The sequence below is a fragment of the Kitasatospora sp. NPDC054768 genome, assembly GCF_053612025.1.
Window position 1 is genome coordinate 1 of the sequence record NZ_JBSHBN010000014.1, and the last position, 17,861, is coordinate 17,861.

At 75.0% G+C, this 17,861-nt stretch carries 12 protein-coding genes; 2 read left to right on the plus strand and 10 right to left on the minus strand.

The window, feature by feature from the left end; translation table 11 throughout:
- Positions 1–77: 77 nt before the first annotated feature.
- Complete coding sequence (locus tag ACWGKU_RS06425) at positions 78–2,189, minus strand: DNA gyrase/topoisomerase IV subunit B (RefSeq protein ID WP_380540089.1); 2,112 nt, start codon at positions 2,187–2,189, stop codon at positions 78–80.
- Positions 2,190–2,727: 538 nt separating this feature from the next.
- Here ACWGKU_RS06425 and ACWGKU_RS06430 point away from each other — a divergent pair.
- A complete protein-coding gene (locus ACWGKU_RS06430) occupies positions 2,728–2,958 on the plus strand; it encodes a DUF7455 domain-containing protein (RefSeq protein ID WP_359912625.1) in 231 nt (76 codons plus the stop codon).
- A gap of 251 nt (positions 2,959–3,209) precedes the next feature.
- Here the strand turns inward: ACWGKU_RS06430 and ACWGKU_RS06435 are convergent, their stop codons facing one another.
- From ACWGKU_RS06435 to ACWGKU_RS06470, 8 genes are all read right to left on the minus strand, one after another.
- A complete protein-coding gene (locus tag ACWGKU_RS06435; RefSeq protein WP_452177392.1) occupies positions 3,210–4,010 on the minus strand; it encodes a S1 family peptidase in 801 nt (266 codons plus the stop codon).
- Positions 4,011–4,320: 310 nt separating this feature from the next.
- A complete protein-coding gene (locus ACWGKU_RS06440) occupies positions 4,321–5,964 on the minus strand; it encodes an RNA polymerase sigma factor (protein WP_452177381.1) in 1,644 nt (547 codons plus the stop codon).
- A 557-nt stretch (positions 5,965–6,521) separates the two neighbouring features.
- Positions 6,522–7,454: a FadR/GntR family transcriptional regulator gene (locus ACWGKU_RS06445; protein WP_380540092.1), complete on the minus strand. Its 933-nt coding sequence runs from the start codon at positions 7,452–7,454 to the stop codon at positions 6,522–6,524.
- 263 nt (positions 7,455–7,717) lie between these two features.
- Positions 7,718–8,623, minus strand: coding sequence for a hypothetical protein (locus ACWGKU_RS06450; protein ID WP_452177380.1), 906 nt, complete (start codon positions 8,621–8,623; stop codon positions 7,718–7,720).
- Between the two features lie 3 nt (positions 8,624–8,626).
- A complete protein-coding gene (locus ACWGKU_RS06455; protein WP_452177379.1) occupies positions 8,627–10,264 on the minus strand; it encodes an ATP-binding cassette domain-containing protein in 1,638 nt (545 codons plus the stop codon).
- A gap of 353 nt (positions 10,265–10,617) precedes the next feature.
- Entirely contained in the window at positions 10,618–10,896 is a 279-nt protein-coding gene (locus ACWGKU_RS06460) for a hypothetical protein (RefSeq protein WP_387694106.1), read from the minus strand.
- A gap of 183 nt (positions 10,897–11,079) precedes the next feature.
- Positions 11,080–11,838: an NUDIX hydrolase gene (locus ACWGKU_RS06465; protein ID WP_359912725.1), complete on the minus strand. Its 759-nt coding sequence runs from the start codon at positions 11,836–11,838 to the stop codon at positions 11,080–11,082.
- 180 nt (positions 11,839–12,018) lie between these two features.
- Positions 12,019–14,145, minus strand: a complete 2,127-nt coding sequence (locus ACWGKU_RS06470) for an amylo-alpha-1,6-glucosidase (RefSeq protein ID WP_452177391.1) — start codon at positions 14,143–14,145, stop codon at positions 12,019–12,021.
- Positions 14,146–14,916: 771 nt separating this feature from the next.
- Here ACWGKU_RS06470 and ACWGKU_RS06475 point away from each other — a divergent pair.
- Positions 14,917–16,230 carry an alpha/beta fold hydrolase gene (locus ACWGKU_RS06475; RefSeq protein WP_452177378.1) on the plus strand — a complete coding sequence of 438 codons (1,314 nt, stop codon included), beginning with the start codon at positions 14,917–14,919 and terminating at the stop codon, positions 16,228–16,230.
- Between the two features lie 34 nt (positions 16,231–16,264).
- On the opposite strand, the gene ACWGKU_RS06480 is transcribed toward ACWGKU_RS06475, so the two are convergent.
- Positions 16,265–17,833 (minus strand): DUF4192 family protein, encoded by a 1,569-nt coding sequence (locus ACWGKU_RS06480; RefSeq protein WP_452177377.1) that lies wholly within the window; start codon positions 17,831–17,833, stop codon positions 16,265–16,267.
- Positions 17,834–17,861 lie beyond the last annotated feature (28 nt).

The window sequence follows — 17,861 nt, forward strand, 5'->3', positions numbered from 1 at the left end:
GCCCCAGCCTCGCCTCCCCCGGCGGTGGGGGGCGGGCCGACCCGGTGGGGGGCCCCCCCCCCCCCCCACGGCCGGGATCAGGCGTCGATGCGGGAGCGGTCCAGGGTGGCCGCCGAGTCCACGATGAACTCCTTGCGGGGGGCGACGTCGTTGCCCATCAGCAGGTCGAAGATCCTCTCGGCCTGCTCCAGGTCGCCCAGGTTGATCCGGCGCAGCGTGCGGTGGCGCGGGTCCATGGTGGTCTCGGCCAGCTGGTCGGCGTCCATCTCGCCCAGGCCCTTGTAACGCTGTACCGGCTCCTTCCAGCGCTGGTTCTTGCGCTGGAACTCCAGCAGCGTGGAGCGCAGTTCGGCGTCGGAGTAGGTGTAGTGGTACTTCTCCTGGCCGCGCTTGGGGCTGGTGAGCTCGATCCGGTGCAGCGGCGGCACGGCGGCGAAGACCCGGCCCTGCTCGACCATCGGCCGCATGTAGCGGTGGAAGAGGGTGAGCAGCAGGGTGCGGATGTGCGAACCGTCGACGTCGGCGTCGGCCATGAAGATGACCCGGCCGTAGCGGGCCTGGTCGATGTCGAAGGTGCGGCCCGAGCCGGCCCCTATCACCTGGATGATCGCGGCGCACTCGGCGTTCTTGAGCATGTCGCTCACCGAGGCCTTCTGCACGTTGAGGATCTTGCCGCGGATCGGCAGCAGCGCCTGGAACTCGGAGTTGCGGGCGAGCTTGGCGGTGCCGAGCGCGGAGTCCCCCTCGACGATGAACAGTTCGCTGCGGTCGACGTCGTCGCTGCGGCAGTCGGCCAGCTTGGCGGGCAGCGAGCTGGTCTCCAGCGCGGTCTTGCGGCGCTGGGCCTCCTTGTGCTGCCGGGCGGCGACCCGGGTGCGGGCGGCCGCGACGACCTTGTCGAGCACGGCCCGGGCCTGGAGCTTCTGGTCCTTCTTGGCCGAGGTCAGGAAGGCCTTGAGCTCCTTGGCGACGACGGCCGCGACGATCCGGTTGGCCGCCGAGGTGCCGAGCACCTCCTTGGTCTGGCCCTCGAACTGCGGCTCGGCGAGCCGGACGGTGACCACCGCGGTGAGGCCCTCGGTGGCGTCGTCCTTGGTGATGTCGTCCTCGGCGACGCGCAGCAGCTTGCCCGCGCGCAGCGCCTCGTTGACCGTCTTGGCCAGCGAGCGCTCGAAACCGGTGACGTGGGTGCCGCCCTTGGGGGTGGCGATGATGTTGACGAAGGAGCGCAGTGTGGTGTCGTAGCCGGTCCCCCAGCGCAGCGCGATGTCCACACCGAGGTGACGGGTGACCTCGGTGGGGGTCATGTGCCCGAGGTCGTCCAGGACCGGCACGGTCTCCTTGAAGGTGCCCTCGCCGTGCAGCCGCACCACGTCGCAGACCGGCTTGTCGGGGGCCAGGAACTCGCAGAACTCGGCGATGCCGCCGTCGAAGCGGAAGGTGCTCTCCTCGACCTTCTCGCTCTCGGTGAGCCGCTCGTCACGCACCACGATGGTGAGGCCGGGGACCAGGAAGGCGGTCTGCCGGGCGCGGCTGTGCAGCGTCTCCAGGGAGAGCTTGGCGTCCTTGAGGAAGATCTGCCGGTCGGCCCAGTAGCGGATCCGGGTGCCGGTGCGGGTCTTCGGCACCTTGCGGGCCCTGGTCAGGCCGTTGCCGGGCTCGAAGGGCGCGTCCGGGCTGGTCTCGGTGAAGAGGCCGGGGGTGCCGCGGCGGAAGCTGATCGCGTGGGTGTGCCCGCCGCGGTCGACCTCGACGTCGAGGCGGGCGGAGAGCGCGTTGACGACCGAGGCGCCGACGCCGTGCAGGCCGCCGGAGGCCGCGTAGGAGCCGCCGCCGAACTTGCCGCCGGCGTGCAGCTTGGTCATCACGACCTCGACGCCGGACAGCCCGGTCTTGGGTTCGACGTCGACCGGGATGCCGCGCCCGTTGTCCCGGACCTCGACCGAGGAGTCGGGGTGCAGCACGACGTCGATGCGGTCGCAGTAGCCGCCGAGCGCCTCGTCGACGGAGTTGTCGATGATCTCCCAGAGGCAGTGCATCAGACCGCGGCTGTCGGTCGAGCCGATGTACATGCCGGGGCGCTTGCGGACCGCCTCCAGGCCCTCCAGGACGAGCAGGTGCCGCGCGGTGTAGTTGGAACCGTCGTCGCCGGCCAGCAGCGCGGACGGCACGGTCGTTTCGGCACTCACGCGGCACTCTCCTCGGTGAAGTTCTGTCTCATCGGTCACATCCGGACGCATCCGGACCAAACGCCAGTGCAGCACGCCGCACCGACACCCGTCGCCCTGCGTGCCCGAGCCCCTGCGCCGGGTGCACAGCACGACGGGCCGGCCCCGCGCAGCTTGTACGCGCTGCGCGAACAAGCACCGCACCCGGGTACGGACCCCGGGGGCGCCATCTCCTCCCGGTACCACCGGTCCTGGCGGATCGTGGGACCCGGCACAGGCTCCGGAACTGCCGTTATGCAGGCTACCGGGGCCCGGGGCGGGGCTTATGCTCCAACCCGGCAGAGGATTATGCTACGCGGACCTCGTACCCGATCCCGATCGGGCGTTCGAGCGACGGGCGGATCCCGGGAATCGGCACGCATGAACCACCGACGCCCGGGGCACGTCCTCATCAACACAGCAGAATCCTCAGAGAAGAAAAGCCACGAGCGGGAACGTTTTCGGCCTGGTTGGATGTTGACCCTGGTACGACAGCTCGTCGAGCTAGAGAAGAGGCGACGTGACTACTGTTCTGACCCCTGCGAGCCCGCTGACCGCGGCTGACCGCTGCGACCGCTGCGGCGCCCAGGCCTACCTGCGCGTCGTACTCGCCAGCGGCGGAGAGCTGCTCTTCTGCGCCCACCACGGCCGGAAGTTCGAGCCCGAGCTCAAGAAGATCGCCGTGGAGATACAGGACGAGAGCGGCCGTCTCACCACGACCACCGCCACGGCGACCGAAGACGAGCGCTGATCCCGGGCGCCAAAACCAGCAGCCGGCGTCGAGCTGTGTCCGGTCGTGCACCGCGCGCGACCGGTGGGCCGGGCGGCTGACCCCCTCGGGGGCCGGCCGCCCGGCTCTGCTGTACCCCCGGGCACCCTCCCGGGTCCGGTGACAGCCCGGCCACGACTGCCGACGCCGCGTCAGAACCCGGCGTCAGCACGTGACCGGGCGCACACCCACCGCGACGTCCGCGGCACCGGGCACACCGCGTCCGCGGGCGTTCACAGGACCGAGCGCACCGCGTCGGCGACCGAGGACACCCTGGTGTAGACACCCGGGTGGGCCGCCTCGGCGCAGCCCGTCCCCCAGGACACCAGGCCCACCAGCCGGCCCTCGACGATCATCGGGCCGCCGCTGTCGCCCTGGCAGGCGTCCTTGCCGCCCCGCTCCTCGCCCGCGCAGACCATGCCCCGGGCGTCGAACTTTCCGTCCCGCCCGCCCGGGTACGCCTGCGCACAGGCCCCGTCCGGCACGATCGGCACGGACACCCCGCGCAGCGTGGGCGAGTAGTCGCCCCGCCCGGTGGTGTCGCCCCAGCCGTACACCTGCGTCGTGGTCCCGGCCAGGTACGGCGCCGTCTCGCCCTGGCCGACCAGCTCGACCACCGGCCGGGCGCCCTGGGACTCGGCCAGGGTGATCACCGCGACGTCGTTCATGTTCGCGTCGAAGGAGTAGTCGGGGTGGATCCAGACCGACCGCACCGCCACCTCGCGGCCGGCCGTGCCGCGCATGTCGTCCCGGCCGACGATCACCTTGAGGCCCGGCCGCTCCACCCGGCCCTTGCCCTCGTCGTAGAAGCAGTGCGCGGCCGTGACCACCTTGGTCGGGGTGACCAGCGCGCCCCCGCAGAACTGGCCGGAACGGCCGCTGCCGAACTGCTGGCGGCTGGACAGCGCCACGATCCACGGGTGGTCCTCGGTGCTCGCCGCCGTGCCGCCGACCACCCGGCGCTGGGCCTCGGCCGGCGCCGCGCCGCCGAGGGCGACCAGCGGGACGGGCACGGCGGCCAGCAGCGCCAGCACGGCGGCCCTGCGGCGGCGGCCCGCCCGGCCGACGGCCGGATCGGCCGGATCGGCGAGGTCTGCCGGAAACAGGATGGGCGTCGGCAGGTCAGTGCGGTCCGGCTCGGTCGGCACCGTGACTCCAGGAGGCTCGGAAGCAGGCAACCGGCACAGCGTAGGTGACCGGCTACACCGTGCGACCACTTCCCGCCGCGCCGCCACCCGGACGAGCGACAACCAGCACCCGGACGCTGACACGCCCGGGCCCGGACAGCCGCGAAGGCCCGGAGCCGTGCGGCTCCGGGCCTTCGCGTGGAACGACTGCCGTCGATCAGTCCAGGTAGTCGCGCAGCACCTGGGAGCGCGACGGGTGGCGCAGCTTCGACATGGTCTTCGACTCGATCTGGCGGATGCGCTCACGGGTGACCCCGTACACCTTGCCGATCTCGTCCAGCGTCTTCGGCTGGCCGTCGGTCAGGCCGAAGCGCATCGAGACCACGCCCGCCTCGCGCTCGGACAGGGTGTCCAGCACCGAGTGCAGCTGCTCCTGGAGCAGGGTGAAGGAGACCGCGTCGGCCGGCACGACCGCCTCGGAGTCCTCGATCAGGTCACCGAACTCGCTGTCGCCGTCCTCGCCCAGCGGGGTGTGCAGCGAGATCGGCTCACGGCCGTACTTCTGGACCTCGATGACCTTCTCGGGGGTCATGTCGAGTTCCTTGGCCAGCTCCTCCGGGGTGGGCTCGCGGCCCAGGTCCTGGAGCATCTGGCGCTGGACGCGGGCCAGCTTGTTGATGACCTCGACCATGTGCACCGGGATGCGGATGGTGCGGGCCTGGTCGGCCATGGCGCGGGTGATCGCCTGGCGGATCCACCAGGTGGCATAGGTCGAGAACTTGTAGCCCTTGGTGTAGTCGAACTTCTCGACCGCACGGATCAGACCGAGGTTGCCCTCCTGGATCAGGTCCAGGAAGAGCATGCCGCGACCGGTGTAGCGCTTGGCCAGCGAGACCACCAGACGGAGGTTGGCCTCCAGCAGGTGGTTCTTGGCCCGGCGGCCGTCCTCGGCGATGATCTCCAGCTCGCGCTTGAGCTTCGGGGCGAGCTTGTCGGCGGCCGAGAGCTTGTCCTCGGCGAACAGACCGGCCTCGATGCGCTTGGCGAGCTCGACCTCCTGCTCGGCGTTGAGCAGCGGGACCTTGCCGATCTGCTTCAGGTAGTCCTTGACCGGGTCGGCGGTGGCGCCGGCGACGGCGACCTGCTGGGCCGGCGCGTCGTCCTCGTCGTCGTCGGAGAGGACGAAGCCCTCCGACTCCTCCTCCGGACCGGTGCCCTCGGCCTCGGTCTTGTCACCGGGCAGCGCGACGTCCTCGAGCAGCTCCTCCTCGCCGAGCAGCTCCTCGTCGCCCTTGGCGGTCTTGCCGGCGGCGGTCTTCTTGGCGGCGGCCTTCTTGGCCGGCGCGGCGGTCTTCTTGGCGGCGGCCTTCTTGGCCGGCGCGGCCTTCTTGGCGGGAGCCGCCTTCACCCCGGCGACGACGCCGGTCGTCTCCTCGACGGTGATCTCGGCGGAGACGGTGGGAGCCGTGGCCGCGGCGGCGACGACGGCCGGAGCCGCGACGGGAGCGCCGGGGGCGATCCGCACGGGCGGCTTGGTCGGGGCCGACGGGGTCCGGGTGGTGACAGCCTTGGTGGCGGTGCGCTTGGTGGGGCTCTTGGCAGCAACGCTCTTGCGCTTGGCGCCGGCCGGTTCGGCCGCGCTGACCATGAGGTCCACGCCCTCCTCAATCAGCACCTGATTGAGGCTGCGCATGACGTTCTTCCACTTGGTGACCGGGATCTGGTCCGCCTCGAACGCCTGGCGCACGTCGTCACCGGCGATCTGCCCCTGGGCCTTGCCCCGCTCGATGAGAGCCAGCAGAGCCGCGGACTCGGCGATCTCGGGGGGAAGCGAACGGGATGTGCTGGCCGACACGAACAACCTCTCGGACGATGAGTGGATCTCGAACCCGTACCGGCCGCCCGAGCGGGCGGGGAAGGAGATCGCGCGTCGGACGCGCGGTGTCGATTCCGACCGACTCGGGCTTGAGGACTGGGTTTGCAGGACGGCAGCAGCGCCGCGGACCAACACAGCATTCTGACATGTTGGAGTATTCCGGAGCTGCTTCCGCTCAGGACACATCGCTGCTACTCGTCAAGTGTTACGCATGGCCTTCGTGTCGCGGGTCACACCATCCGGCGCCCGCAACCCGGAGCCGGTTCCATCATCGCGCACTCACCGGTGAATCTATTGTCATGGACAAGTCCGACGTGGGCCCGCTTTCGCCACCCGCATTCGCCGCCCGCATTCGCCGGGCCGCTCCCGGCGGTTCGCCCCCCTGGGGACTCCGCCCCTCGGGCCACGCGGCCTCCGCCGGCTCTGCCCGGTGGGACGGCGGCATGCGGAAGCCCCCCGGCTGCGCCGCGCGGTGCGGCCGGAGGGCCCGGGCGGAGCGGGCCGCCGCCGTCCGGCGCCTCCGCTCGTGGAAAACAGCCCGTTCAGTGCTCCCTGGGCGCGGGAACGGAGGGCTCGATCTCGGGATGGACGGTGAGCAGCGCCCGCATCGCGACCTCGCCCGCGGCGCCGTCGCCGGCGCCCAGCGCCTCCACCAGCCGGGCGTGCAGGCTGACCGAGGACTCCGTGGGGCGCTCGCAGGAGATCGCCGGACCGCCCGAGACCTGCAGCGCGCAGGCGACGATCCCGGACAGGTGCTCCAGCATCCGGTTGCCGGCCATCTGGAGGACCAGGCCGTGCAGCTCGGCGTCGGCCCGGGTGTAGGTCGAGAGGTCGGCCTGGGAGGCGGCGTGGCTCATGATCTCGACCAGCTCGGCCAGGCGCTGCTGGACGTCCTCCCGGCCGTGGCCGGAGGCGAGCCGGGCGGCCAGCGGCTCGATCGCCCAGCGGAGCTCGAACAGCTCCCGGCGCTGCTCGTCCCGCTGCGGCCCGAAGGCGCGCCACTCGATGATGTCCGGGTCCAGCAGGTTCCAGTCGCCGACCGGACGGACCCGGGTGCCGACGTTCGGCCGGGCGCTGACCAGGCCCTTGGCCTCCAGCACGCGCAGCGACTCGCGGACGACGGTGCGGGAGACCTCGAACCGCTGGCCGATCTCCTCGGGCACCAGCGGGCGGTCGGCACCGAGGTCGCCGGAGACGATCATCTGGCCGAGCTGCTGGACCAGCTGGCCGTGCAGACCACGGCCCCGGCTGCTGGTGGTCTTGCGGCCGACCCGGGCGATGTCCGACTCGGCGCCCTCCCAGCGGGGCACCGGCGGGGTCGGCCGGTCGGCGTACGAGAAGCGGTCCAGATCGCCGGGACCGTGGATGGGCCCTTCGGCGGAACGGGCGGGGGTCATGGTGGGGTGCGCAAGGGTACTCACGCCTCCTTTGTCGGCGATCGGCAGGCGTGGCTTGAGAATTCTCGTGAAAAGCACACGAAAGGGTGATCGACCGTGACTGGATAATTGACTTCTTATCAGGAAGAACCGCGCATTACGGTCACTGCTGGTCGATCTTGGAAGTCCGGGGCGGGACCGCACCCGTGACACGGCCTCGGGCCCGGGCGGGCGGCCCCGCACAAGCGGCTCAGCGCGGTTCATCGGGGCCCAGCGCTGCGCGGGCGGTTCCGCGCGACGCGGGCGGTTCCGTGCGACGCGGACGGTTCCGCGCGACGCGGGCGGTTCCGTGCGACGCGGCGCTACAGGGCGCGGCGGCGGGCCTGGGCCAGCAGGGCGGCCAGCAGCAGGAGCGCCGCAGGGGTCGCGACCGCGGCGAGCAGCGCCGGATCGGTCAACGCCGCGCTCCCGGCCACCGCCTCGTGCGCACCGCCGTACACCCAGCCGTAGGCCCACTCGATCCCGGACTGGAACGGCAGCAGTTCGGTCGCCCGGGTCGGCCACGGCCTGCCGGTGCGGCGCAGCAGCAGGGCGACGCCGGACTCCAGCAGCGGCGGCAGCGCGCACAGCAGCAGCACCCCGGCCGCGGCACTGCGGGTCAGCGAGGCGGCCAGCACCCCGGTCCAGCCCGCCACCACGGTGAGCAGGACGAAGGCCAGCAGTGCGGCGGGCACCCCGTGGCCGGCCACCAGCCCAAGCGGGGCGCCCACGCCCGGCAGGTCGGACAGCCCGGACACCCCCGCACCCGTCAGCGCCTCGAAGACCCGGTCCGACAGTGCGGACGGGTCCGCCCAGGCCGCCACCGTGACGCCGTCCGGCAGCGCGAGGTGCACGGCCACCATGTCGAACAGCAGGGTGGCCAGCGCCAGCAGCGCCGCGACCGGGCCGATCACCACCAGCTTGGCCAGCAGCAGCCGCACCCGGCGCGGGTACGACACCTGCGAGGCCACCAGCCCCGGGTGGCGCACCTCGTGCCCGTACGAGAGCGCGCCCAGCACCCCGGCGCCGAGCGCCGCGAAGGGCAGCGGGATCAGTGGGACGGCGGCGGTCAGCAGCCGCACCCCCGCCGGGGCCGTCAGCGGGCCGTCCGGGGCCTGGCTCGCCAGGACGGCGGCCACGCCGGCGTCGCCGAGCAGTACGGCGGCGAGCAGCAGCCAGGTGGAACGCAGGCCGCGCAGGCGGCGCAGCTCGTAGGCCAGGACACGCACGGTTCACTCGCTCCGGTGGTCGTCGGGGATGGCGGGGGCTGCAGAGGTGCCCGGGGTGGCCGGGGTGGCCGGGGTGGCCGGGGCGGCTCGCCTGACGGGGCTCTGGGCGACGGCGCCCCGGACGGCGGAGGCTCGGACGGCGGTCGCGCCCGAGGCGGGGCGCCGGAGGCGCACGGTGTCGTCGGTGAGCAGGTCGTCGGCACTGGCCCGGCGGCCGAGGGGCCGGACCCGGGCGGGCTCCAGCGGCGGGGCCGGGTCGTCGCGGAAGAGCCGGTCGACGGCCACCGTGGGCGCGGGTTCGTCCATGGCGTCGGCCCCCGTCCGCATGGACGGCCCGGGGCGACGGCCCGGCGGCTCGGGTCGGCGGCCGGCCGAGCCGAGGACGGGGAGCGCGGCGGCCGGGAGGGCGGCGGCGACGGCCACGGCGGGCAGGGCGCGGGCGGGCAGGGAACCGTCCTGCCGGGGGCGGCGGGGAGCGCCGCGCTTCGGGACGGCGGCGCCTCCCGGCGCGGCGGCGGTGGCCGGTTCGGCCGGGGTCGGGGTCGGGGGCGGGGCCGTCGTGGGCTCGGCCGGGGACGTCACGGCCTCGCCCGGAACGGGCTCGGCGGCCGGTTCGGGGACCCGCCGGGCGGGCGGCTTCGGGCCTGGCTCCCGGTTCGGCTCCCGGTTCGGCCGCCGGCCAGGCTCCTGGCTCGGACCGGCCTCGGGTTCCGGGTGGACGCGGAGGTCGCCGGAGCGGCCCGAGCCGACCGGAAGGACGACCCGCGGCGCCGGCTGCTCGACCACCCGGTCGGCCAGCTCGTGCAGCAGGATCCCGTGGCGGTAGGCGAGTTCGCCGATCTCGGTGCGGTCGATCCCGGCCACCGCGAGACCGACGCTGCCGTCCCGGCGGACGTCCGCGCCCTGGCTGACCAGCAGATCGGCCAGTCGCGCCATCTGCGGCCCCCGGACGGCCACTTCGGGACTGAGCCTGGTCTGCCGGAACTCCGCGACGGGCTGGTCGGCCACCAGCCGGCCGCGGTCCAGGGTGACCACCCGGTCCGCGAGCTGCGAGGCCTCCTGCGGGCTGCGGGTGGTCACCAGGACCGTTCCGCCGGCGGCGCCGAAGGAGCGCAGGAAGGAGTGGAACCACTCGACGTTGCGCGGTGACAGGCCGTCGGCGGGCCCGTCCAGCAGCAGCGTGCCGGGGTCGCCGAGCAGGGCGGCGGCCAGCGCCAGGCGGCGGTGCATGCCGGGCGAGAAGGTGCGCAGCCGCTGCCCGGCGACCGCGGCCAGCCTGGTCTGCTCCAGCAGTTCGTCGGCCCGGCGGGCCGGGACGCCGACGGCCGCGGCGAGCATCCGCAGGTGGCTGCGCGCCTTGCGGCCCGGGTGACCGGCCACTGCGGACTCCCCGGCGCCGGGCATCATCACCCCGACCACGCGCTCGGGGTGGCGCAGTCGGCGGTACGGGCGGTCGCCGAAGAACGTGACGCCCTGGCCCCGTTCGAGTTCGAGCATCAGCCGCAGCGCGGTGGACTTGCCCGCCCCCTCGGCGCCGAGCAGCGCGGTCACCGTGCCGGGCCGGGCGTCGAAGGTCAGATCGAGTACCGCGGGCGGAGCGCCCTTGCGATAGACCTTGGTCAGTCCGGTGATCTGGATCATCGCTGGCTGCTCCCATGCCCTCGGCCGACCTGCTCGACGCGGAGCGCCCCTGAGGGGCGGGCATGCACCCGCGCGGCTCCGCGCCAGCACATTAGGGGGCGACGACGGCTATTCCGGGCATTGCGGGAACGGCACGGGCCCACCGGCTGCCCGCCTCACCCGATCAGGGGAAAATCCGATCCTGCGATTCACGGGGACCGGTCCGTTCCGGGCCCGGGCCGCTCCGGACCCGGGCTGCTCCGGCCGGCTCCGGGAGCGCTGATGGCTCCGGGGCTTCGGGAGCTTCACCGGCATCGGTGGCCCCGGGAGCTCAGGCCGGGCTCAGCGCCGTGCCCGAGGACGGGGCGCAGCCGCTAGCGGGGAGGCCAGGGCGGGGGCGGGAGCTGCTCGCCGCCGCACACCGCGTGGAACTCGTCGACGGCGGCCTGGCCCTCCACCGTGATCTCGCCCAGTCGCTCCCGCTCGGCGGCCAGCCGTTCCTGCACGGCGGCGATCGCCTCGGGCGCCGCCTGCTCGGCCTGCAGTGCGGCCAGTTCCTTCTCCGTGGCGGTGGTGGTCTCGTCGAGGCTCCGGTAGTCCGCCGCCAGCCCCTCGATGAGGGTTCGCTGGTTGGCGCAGTCCTCGATGGCCATCGCGGGGCTCCCTGGGCCGGAAGGCCTCCGACCCGGCGGCCGGAGCGTCCACCGACACTCTGCGCCGCCGGCCCCGCGTTCGCAGCCAGGCCAGGCCATTCGGCTGCTTCGGGGCCGCGCACCGCGACGGAGCGGGCCGGGTGGGATCGGGACAGGGCGGGCCGGGCACGGGTCCGGCGGCGCTCAGGACTCCGGGCGGAGCATGGGCGGGTTGAGGACGGTCGCCCCGCCGGCGGTGAACAGCTGGGCCGGACGGCCGCCCTGACGCGTCGTCGTGCCGCCCGAGGGCAGCAGGAAGCCGGGGGTGCCGGTGACCTTGCGGTGGAAGTTCCGCGGGTCCAGCACCACGCCCCAGACCGCCTCGTAGACCCGGCGCAGCTCGCCGACGGTGAACTCGGTCGGGCAGAAGGCGGTGGCGAGGGAGGAGTATTCGATCTTGGAGCGGGCGCGTTCCACACCGTCGGCGAGGATCAGGCCGTGGTCGAAGGCGAGCGGGACGCCGTCGGCCGGGTTCTCGCCGAGGAGTTCGCCGACCGGGGCCCAGCGGGCGCTGCTGGCGTCGCCGCCGGCCCGGGGCGTGGGCAGATCGGGGGCCAGCACCAGGTAGGCGACGCTGACCACGCGCATCCGGGGGTCGCGCTGCGGGTGGCCGTAGGTGGCGAGCTGCTCCAGGTGGGCACCGGCCGCGCCGGGACCGACCGCGTCGTGGCCGGGGGCGGTGTGTGCGCGCAGGCCGGTCTCCTCGGCCAGCTCGCGGGAGGCGGCCTCGGCCAGGCCCTCGTCCGGGCGGACGAAGCCACCGGGCAGCGCCCAGTACCCCTGGAACGGCGGCTCTCCTCGTCTGACCAGCAGGGCGCAGAGCGAGTGGTCGCGCACCGTCAGCACCACGAGGTCAACCGTGACAGCGAACGGGGGAAAGGCCGACGGATCGTAGCGCGACATGGCGACGATCATAGTCGTCTCTCTGACGATAAGCACAGGCCCGCGCAGGGACCGCGCAGGGCCGGGGCCCCGCACGGGCCCCGTGCGGTTCGCACCCGTCCAGCGCGGGACCGGGAACGGGCAGGCGCGGCGCCGGTGACCCGGTGTCACCGCCGCGGGGGCACGAGCCCCCGCGGCGGCTCAGCGGGCGACGAGTTGCAGGTCCGTGGACGCCTCCTCCACCATCGCCACGCCGATCCGGCTCACCCGGACGGAGAACGGCTCGCCCGCCACCCGCAGGCCGGTCAGCTCCAGCTCGCCGAGCGGTGCGGTGCTGGCCGGGCGGACCAGCACCCGGCCGCCCGGGACGTCGGGCCGGACCCCGGCGAGGGCGAACACCGCGTGCGCGGCGGCGGCCGCGGAGACCGCTGCCGGGCGACAGGCGGCCGGGTGCGGCACCGGCGGGCAGCCCGGGGTGCGCTGCTCCCCCGCGTACATCTCCGGCAGCCGCCCCTCGAAGTGGGCGCTCGCGGCGAGCAGGCCCTCCAGCAGGGTGCCGGCCTCGTTCTCGTGACCGGCCTCGGCCAGTCCGGCGATCGCCAGGGCCGTCTCGTGGACCCGCACCGCACCGCCGCGGTGGCCCAGCGGGTTGAACCGGGGGGACTTGGCGCTCAGCGTGCGCAGGCCCCAGCCGCTGTCCAGCTCCGGCGCGACCAGGCGCTGGGCGAGCAGCCGGGTCTGCTCTCGGTCCAGCAGGCTCTCGTACCGGCCGCCGTCGACGGCGAGCCCGGTGTCCAGCAGGTGCACCAGGGAGGAGGCGACGGCGGGCAGCGGCTGGCCGCCCGGGGCCAGCCCGGCCGCGGGACGGCCGCCGGACAGGTCGTCGATCCAGAACCGCTCGCGGAAGCGCCCGCGCAGCGCGGCGGCCCAGCCGCGCCAGTCCTCGGCGCCCGGCCTGCCGAAGGCCTCCAGCAGCTCGGCCCCGTGCAGGGCGGCGCGGTGGGCCTGCGCCTGGACCTCGGCGCGGGCGGCGACCGGGTGGGCGGAGCGCTCCTCCCGCGGGCGGCTCAGGTCGGTGACGAAGCCGTCGGCCAGGCCTTCGCGCAGGGCGGCCAGGGCCCGCTCGGCGGCCGGGAGCAGCTCGGCGACCTCCGCCGGGGGCAGGCCCCAGCGCCAGGCCTCGGTCAGCACGGTGACGAACAGCAGGGTGGCCTCGGTGGCGGTGCAGGTGGGCGGCAGCTCGGGACCGCCGTGGCGCAGGGCGCCGGGCAGCAGGCCCTCGGTGCGGCCCGGGGCGGGGACGAGCTGCTGACGGCGGGCCAGCGCACGGAGGGTGCCGGCCGCCAGCCGGGTGCCGAGCGGCAGGGTCAGCCGGGCGGCCCAGAGCGCGTCGGCCGGGGCGAGGCCGAAGCGCCAGGGCGCGCCGGAGGCCGGGTAGAGGTCGGTCGGGCGGTCCGGGTCGGCGAACAGCAGCCCGCCGAGGGCGTCCAGCGAGCGGGAGACCAGCGGAGCCGCCCGGCCGTCGTCGCTGCGGACCTCCGGCTCGGACCAGGGCAGCGGGGCTCCGGTGCCGCGGCCGCCCGGCGGGCGCGGGCCGCCGACGGCGCTCTCCAGCTCGGTGTGCAGCTCGACCGACCAGCGGGCGCCCGGCTGGACCTCCAGGTCCCAACGCAGCACGCCGGCGCCGGCCAGGACGGCGTGCGGGGAGGGCTGGGCGCTGACCACGGCGCTGTGCACCGACCCCGTCCAGCGCAGCCCGGCGGACTGCACCTGGCCCGGCAGGTCGGGCTGGCGGTGCCCGGCGGCGATCTCGGCGACCGGGCCGAGGTCGGTGCCGAGGGCTATCTCCAGGGGCAGCCGGGCGGGCCGCGGACCGGTGTTGCGCACGACCACGGTCTCCACACCGTCCGCGTGCCGCAGCCGCTCGACGGTGAGCGCCGGGTCCGGGTCCAGGTCGCCGGGGACGCGGACCGCGCCGAGGAAGCGGGCCTGGGCGGTGCTGGTCAGGGTGCCCTGGAGCGGCAGCGGCTCCATGCCGCCCAGCCGCAGCTCCATCCGGGCGAGCACCCGGACGCCGTTGCGGTAGAAGCCGTGCAGGCCGTGGCCGCGCAGCTGGCCGTCGGGGCCGGAGGCGGCCATCGCCGGAGCGTTGACGCAGATCACCGCGTGGTGGACGGCGGGCGGCTGCGGGCGCGGCGGGGCCGCGGGTCGGCCCGGGCCGACCGGTGCGCCCGCGGGCCCGGCCACCGGGGCCTGGTCGGGGCGGCCCATCGGCCTGGGCGGCGCGCCGACCACGCTCTCGGCCGGCATGGCCTGTGGTGGCCTCATGGCGGTCACCGGACTCTCCTCCCCTCGGCGGTCCGGTGGCCGGGTCAGGCCGGTGGGCCGCGAGCGTGCTCGATCGCGTGCTGGTGGTGCCGGGCCGGCGGGGCCGTCCCGTCGGCGGATGTGCCGTGTCTGGCCGTACCCGGTGGTGGGTCGTGCCATGCGGTGCTCGGTACCGGGTGGGTACCGGCGCGCCGCGCCTTCGTTCCGGGGCTCGCCGCCGTGCCCGGCACGCCGTCAGGTCCGGCGCCCCGGCCTGCCGGTGACACCCTTCCCCCGCGGCCCGCGCCCTCCGGGCCGTGCGGTCCCGTGGCGGCGGCCGGTCGTGGCGCCGCACGCGGTCACCCAGCGCTGCCGGTGCCCGGGCGGCCGGGTCCGCATCGCCCGGCGATCGGCCCGATCGGCCCGCCCGAACCGGGTGCAGGCCCCCGGGGGTGAACGCCGCGCACCGCCGCCAGGTCACGCCCCGCCGCTGCACCGCTGGTCAGGGCGGCTCGGCTCGGCGGTCGTACCACTTCCGTCGGATCGTCACCGGGGCCTCGCTGCGGGCACGTCACCGTCCACCCTCCGGGGCCGGCACCCACCGTCCGGGCCGCTGCCGGGGCCGGCTCGGGCCGTCCGCCGGTCGGGCTCGGCCGTCCGATCGGACGGGCGGGGCGGTCGAACCGGTGCTCGACCGCCGCCAGGATACGGTGCGGGGGTCGCGGCCCCCGCACCCGGTGATCCCGTGAACCGCGACGCCATCGCTGTGACCAGCAGAGACCGAGGAGTTGCATGTCCACCATCAGCCGGCTGCCCGGGATTGTCACGACCGACCACGTGTTCCAGCTGCCGCTCGACCACGCCGCCCCGCAGGGCGAGCAGATCGAGGTGTACGCCCGCGAGGTGGTGGCCACAGGCCGCGAGCGGGACGACCTGCCCTGGCTGGTCTTCCTCCAGGGCGGTCCCGGCGGCAAGGCCGCCCGCCCGCTCGGCCGGGACTCCTGGCTGGAGCGCGCTCTGGACGACTACCGGGTGCTGCTGCTCGACCAGCGCGGCACCGGGCGGTCCACCCCCGCGACCCGGCAGACCCTCGCCCGGCGCGGCGGCCCGCAGGAGCAGGCGGACTACCTGGCCCACTTCCGGGCGGACTCGATCGTCAGGGACGCCGAGCTGATCCGCGAGCGGCTGCTCGGCGCCGACCGGCGCTGGAGCGTGCTCGGCCAGAGCTTCGGCGGCTTCTGCACCCTCACCTACCTCTCCATCGCCCCCGAGGGCCTGACCGAGGCCTTCATCACCGGTGGCCTCGCCGGCCTCGGCAGTTCGGCCGACGACGTCTACCGCGCCGCCTACCCGCGGGTGGTCCGTAAGAACGAGGACCACTACGCCCGGTTCCCGCAGGACGTCCAGGCGGTGCGCCGGATCGCGGCCCACCTCGCCGACTCCCCCGCGACCCTGCCGGACGGCGGGCTGCTCACCGTCGAGGCGTTCCAGCTGCTCGGCCTGCTGCTCGGTGGTGGCAACGGCTCCGGCACGCTCCACTACCTGCTGGAGGAGGCCTGGGTGGAGGGCGCGGCCGGGCCCGAGCTCTCCGACACCTTCCTGGCCGGCGCCCAGGCCCAGCTCTCCTTCGCGGGCGGTCCGCTGTACGCGGTGCTGCACGAGTCGATCTACGGCCAGCGGTCGGTGGACCAGGGCGGCACCGCCTGGGCGGCCGAGCGGGTCCGCAAGGAGTTCCCGCAGTTCGACGCCCGGGCCGCGCTGGAGTCCGACGCGCCGGTGCTGTTCACCGGGGAGATGATCTACCCCTGGATGTTCGACACCGACCCGGCGCTGCGCCCGCTGAAGGAGACCGCGGACCTGCTCGCCGCCCGCACCGACTGGCCCGACCTGTACGACCGGGCGCGGCTGGCCGCCAACACCGTGCCGGTCGTGGCGGCGGTGTACCACGACGACATGTACGTGGACACCGCCGACTCGCTGGAGACCGCGCGCGCGGTGCGCGGCCTGCGGGCCTGGATCAGCAACGAGTGGGAGCACGACGGCCTTCGGCTGAGCGGCGGCAAGGTGCTGGACCACCTGATCAGGATGGCGCGCGGCGACGCGTAGCCGCCTGCGGGCCGGCGCCGCCGTGCCGCGCGGCTCAGTACGCACGATGGCTCCCCCTCCCCGCCCGCCGGACGCCCCGGCAGCGGTGGAGGCCGGTCCGGACCGCGGCGGGCGCGCACGCCGCGGCCCGGCCGAGCCGCAGGCCCCGGGCGGACCGCTCGCCGGCCGCCCGGGTGTGCCCGGGCTGATCGACCCGTCCGGGCGCCGGGAGCAGGGCGACCGCCCCGGCGGCGCCACCGCCCGGCTCCGTGCTGTCGGGGCCGTCGGGCGCGCCCGGCCCCGGATCGGCCGGTGCCGGTGCCGTGGACGAGCCCTTCCGGCGACCGCCCCGCCGATGCCGTCGGCCACCGGCGGCCCGCCCGGGCCGTTCACCGGGAGCCGCACCCGCCCCCGGTGCGGCGGGCCCGGGAGCCGCCGCGCCACCGGACGGCACCTCCTGAGCGGGCGGTGACCCCTCGGCGCTCGGCGCTCCGCCGGCCGGGGGCCGCGGTTCGTCGACCGGGGCCGCCGTGGCCTCGGGCTCCTCGCGCCGCCGCCGCTGGGCCTCGACGGCGGCCAACAGGCCCTGGGGCGTCATGCCGTCGTTGAGCGACTCGTAGAGCAGTTCGGCCAGCAGGTAGCCCGGGGCGAGCCGCAGGACGTGGCCGAGCACGACTCGGGCCGTCGCCGTGTCCCCCGCGACCCAGGACGTCCAGGCCAGCAGGGTGAGCGGGGCCACCGCGCAGCCCTCGTAGGGCGGCACCGCCCGCCGGGCGAGGAAACGCCAGAGCCGCTCGGCCGGGGCCAGCTCGTCGGGCCGGGCGTACTCGACGCCGCGGTCCCGTACCAGGCGGTCCCGCAGGGCGAGCAGCAGTTGGGCCGTCCGGTCCGGATCGAGTTCCCCGGCCCCGGCCCGGAACTCGGCGACGGCCTGGTCGAGCAGGGCGATGCGCTGCTCCCTGGCGAGGGCGTCCACGGCCTCCGCCCGGGCGAGCGCGTCGCGCTGGGCGACGGCCTCCGGCGGACCGACGGGCTCCAGCCCGCCGATGATCGCCTTCCGGCTGCCGCGCGGCACCAGGCCGGCGACCGTCGCGGCGGCGGCCGCCGGACCGGGGTCGGGGCTGCGCCGCACCGGATTGCCCGCCGCGTCGCAGCAGCCGTCGCCGCGGCAGAGGAAGGACCACCAGCGGCCGTCCGAGACGCACAGCGACTCCTTGACGGCCACGCCCCGGCGCCCGAAGGCCGCCCGGAGGGCCTGCGCCAGTGGCCGCAGCCCGTCCACCACCGGAGGGGCGTGGGCCGTGCCGGGATCCTGGCAGAGGTAGAGGAGCACCTGGAGCGGCCGGGCGCCGTGCCGCTCGGAGAGGGCGACCAGCAGGGCGGCCGTCTCCTCCGCCGCGGCCGGCCACTGCGCGGGCGACCGCGGCAGGTCCGCCCGGATCACCCCGCCCTGGTGGAGGCCGGGGCCGTGGAGCCCGACCGCGACGATGCTGTCGTCCGGGTAGAAGCCCAGGAAGTACGGAAGCAGCTCGGCCATGTCGGCCGGGCCGCGCATGACGACCGACCGGTGGTCGGAGGCCGGACCGAGGGACAGAATGACGTGTTCGTTGTTCATCGCGTTCATGGCCGCAAGAGTGGACGCAATCCTCGGA

Coding starts and splice junctions, on each gene's coding strand:
- ACWGKU_RS06455 (WP_452177379.1), bottom strand. CDS start 10,264: ATGATCCAGATCACCGGACTGACCAAGGTCTATCGCAAGGGCGCTCCG.
- ACWGKU_RS06460 (WP_387694106.1), bottom strand. CDS start 10,896: ATGGCCATCGAGGACTGCGCCAACCAGCGAACCCTCATCGAGGGGCTG.
- ACWGKU_RS06465 (WP_359912725.1), bottom strand. CDS start 11,838: ATGTCGCGCTACGATCCGTCGGCCTTTCCCCCGTTCGCTGTCACGGTT.
- ACWGKU_RS06470 (WP_452177391.1), bottom strand. CDS start 14,145: ATGAGGCCACCACAGGCCATGCCGGCCGAGAGCGTGGTCGGCGCGCCG.
- ACWGKU_RS06475 (WP_452177378.1), top strand. CDS start 14,917: ATGTCCACCATCAGCCGGCTGCCCGGGATTGTCACGACCGACCACGTG.
- ACWGKU_RS06480 (WP_452177377.1), bottom strand. CDS start 17,833: ATGAACGCGATGAACAACGAACACGTCATTCTGTCCCTCGGTCCGGCC.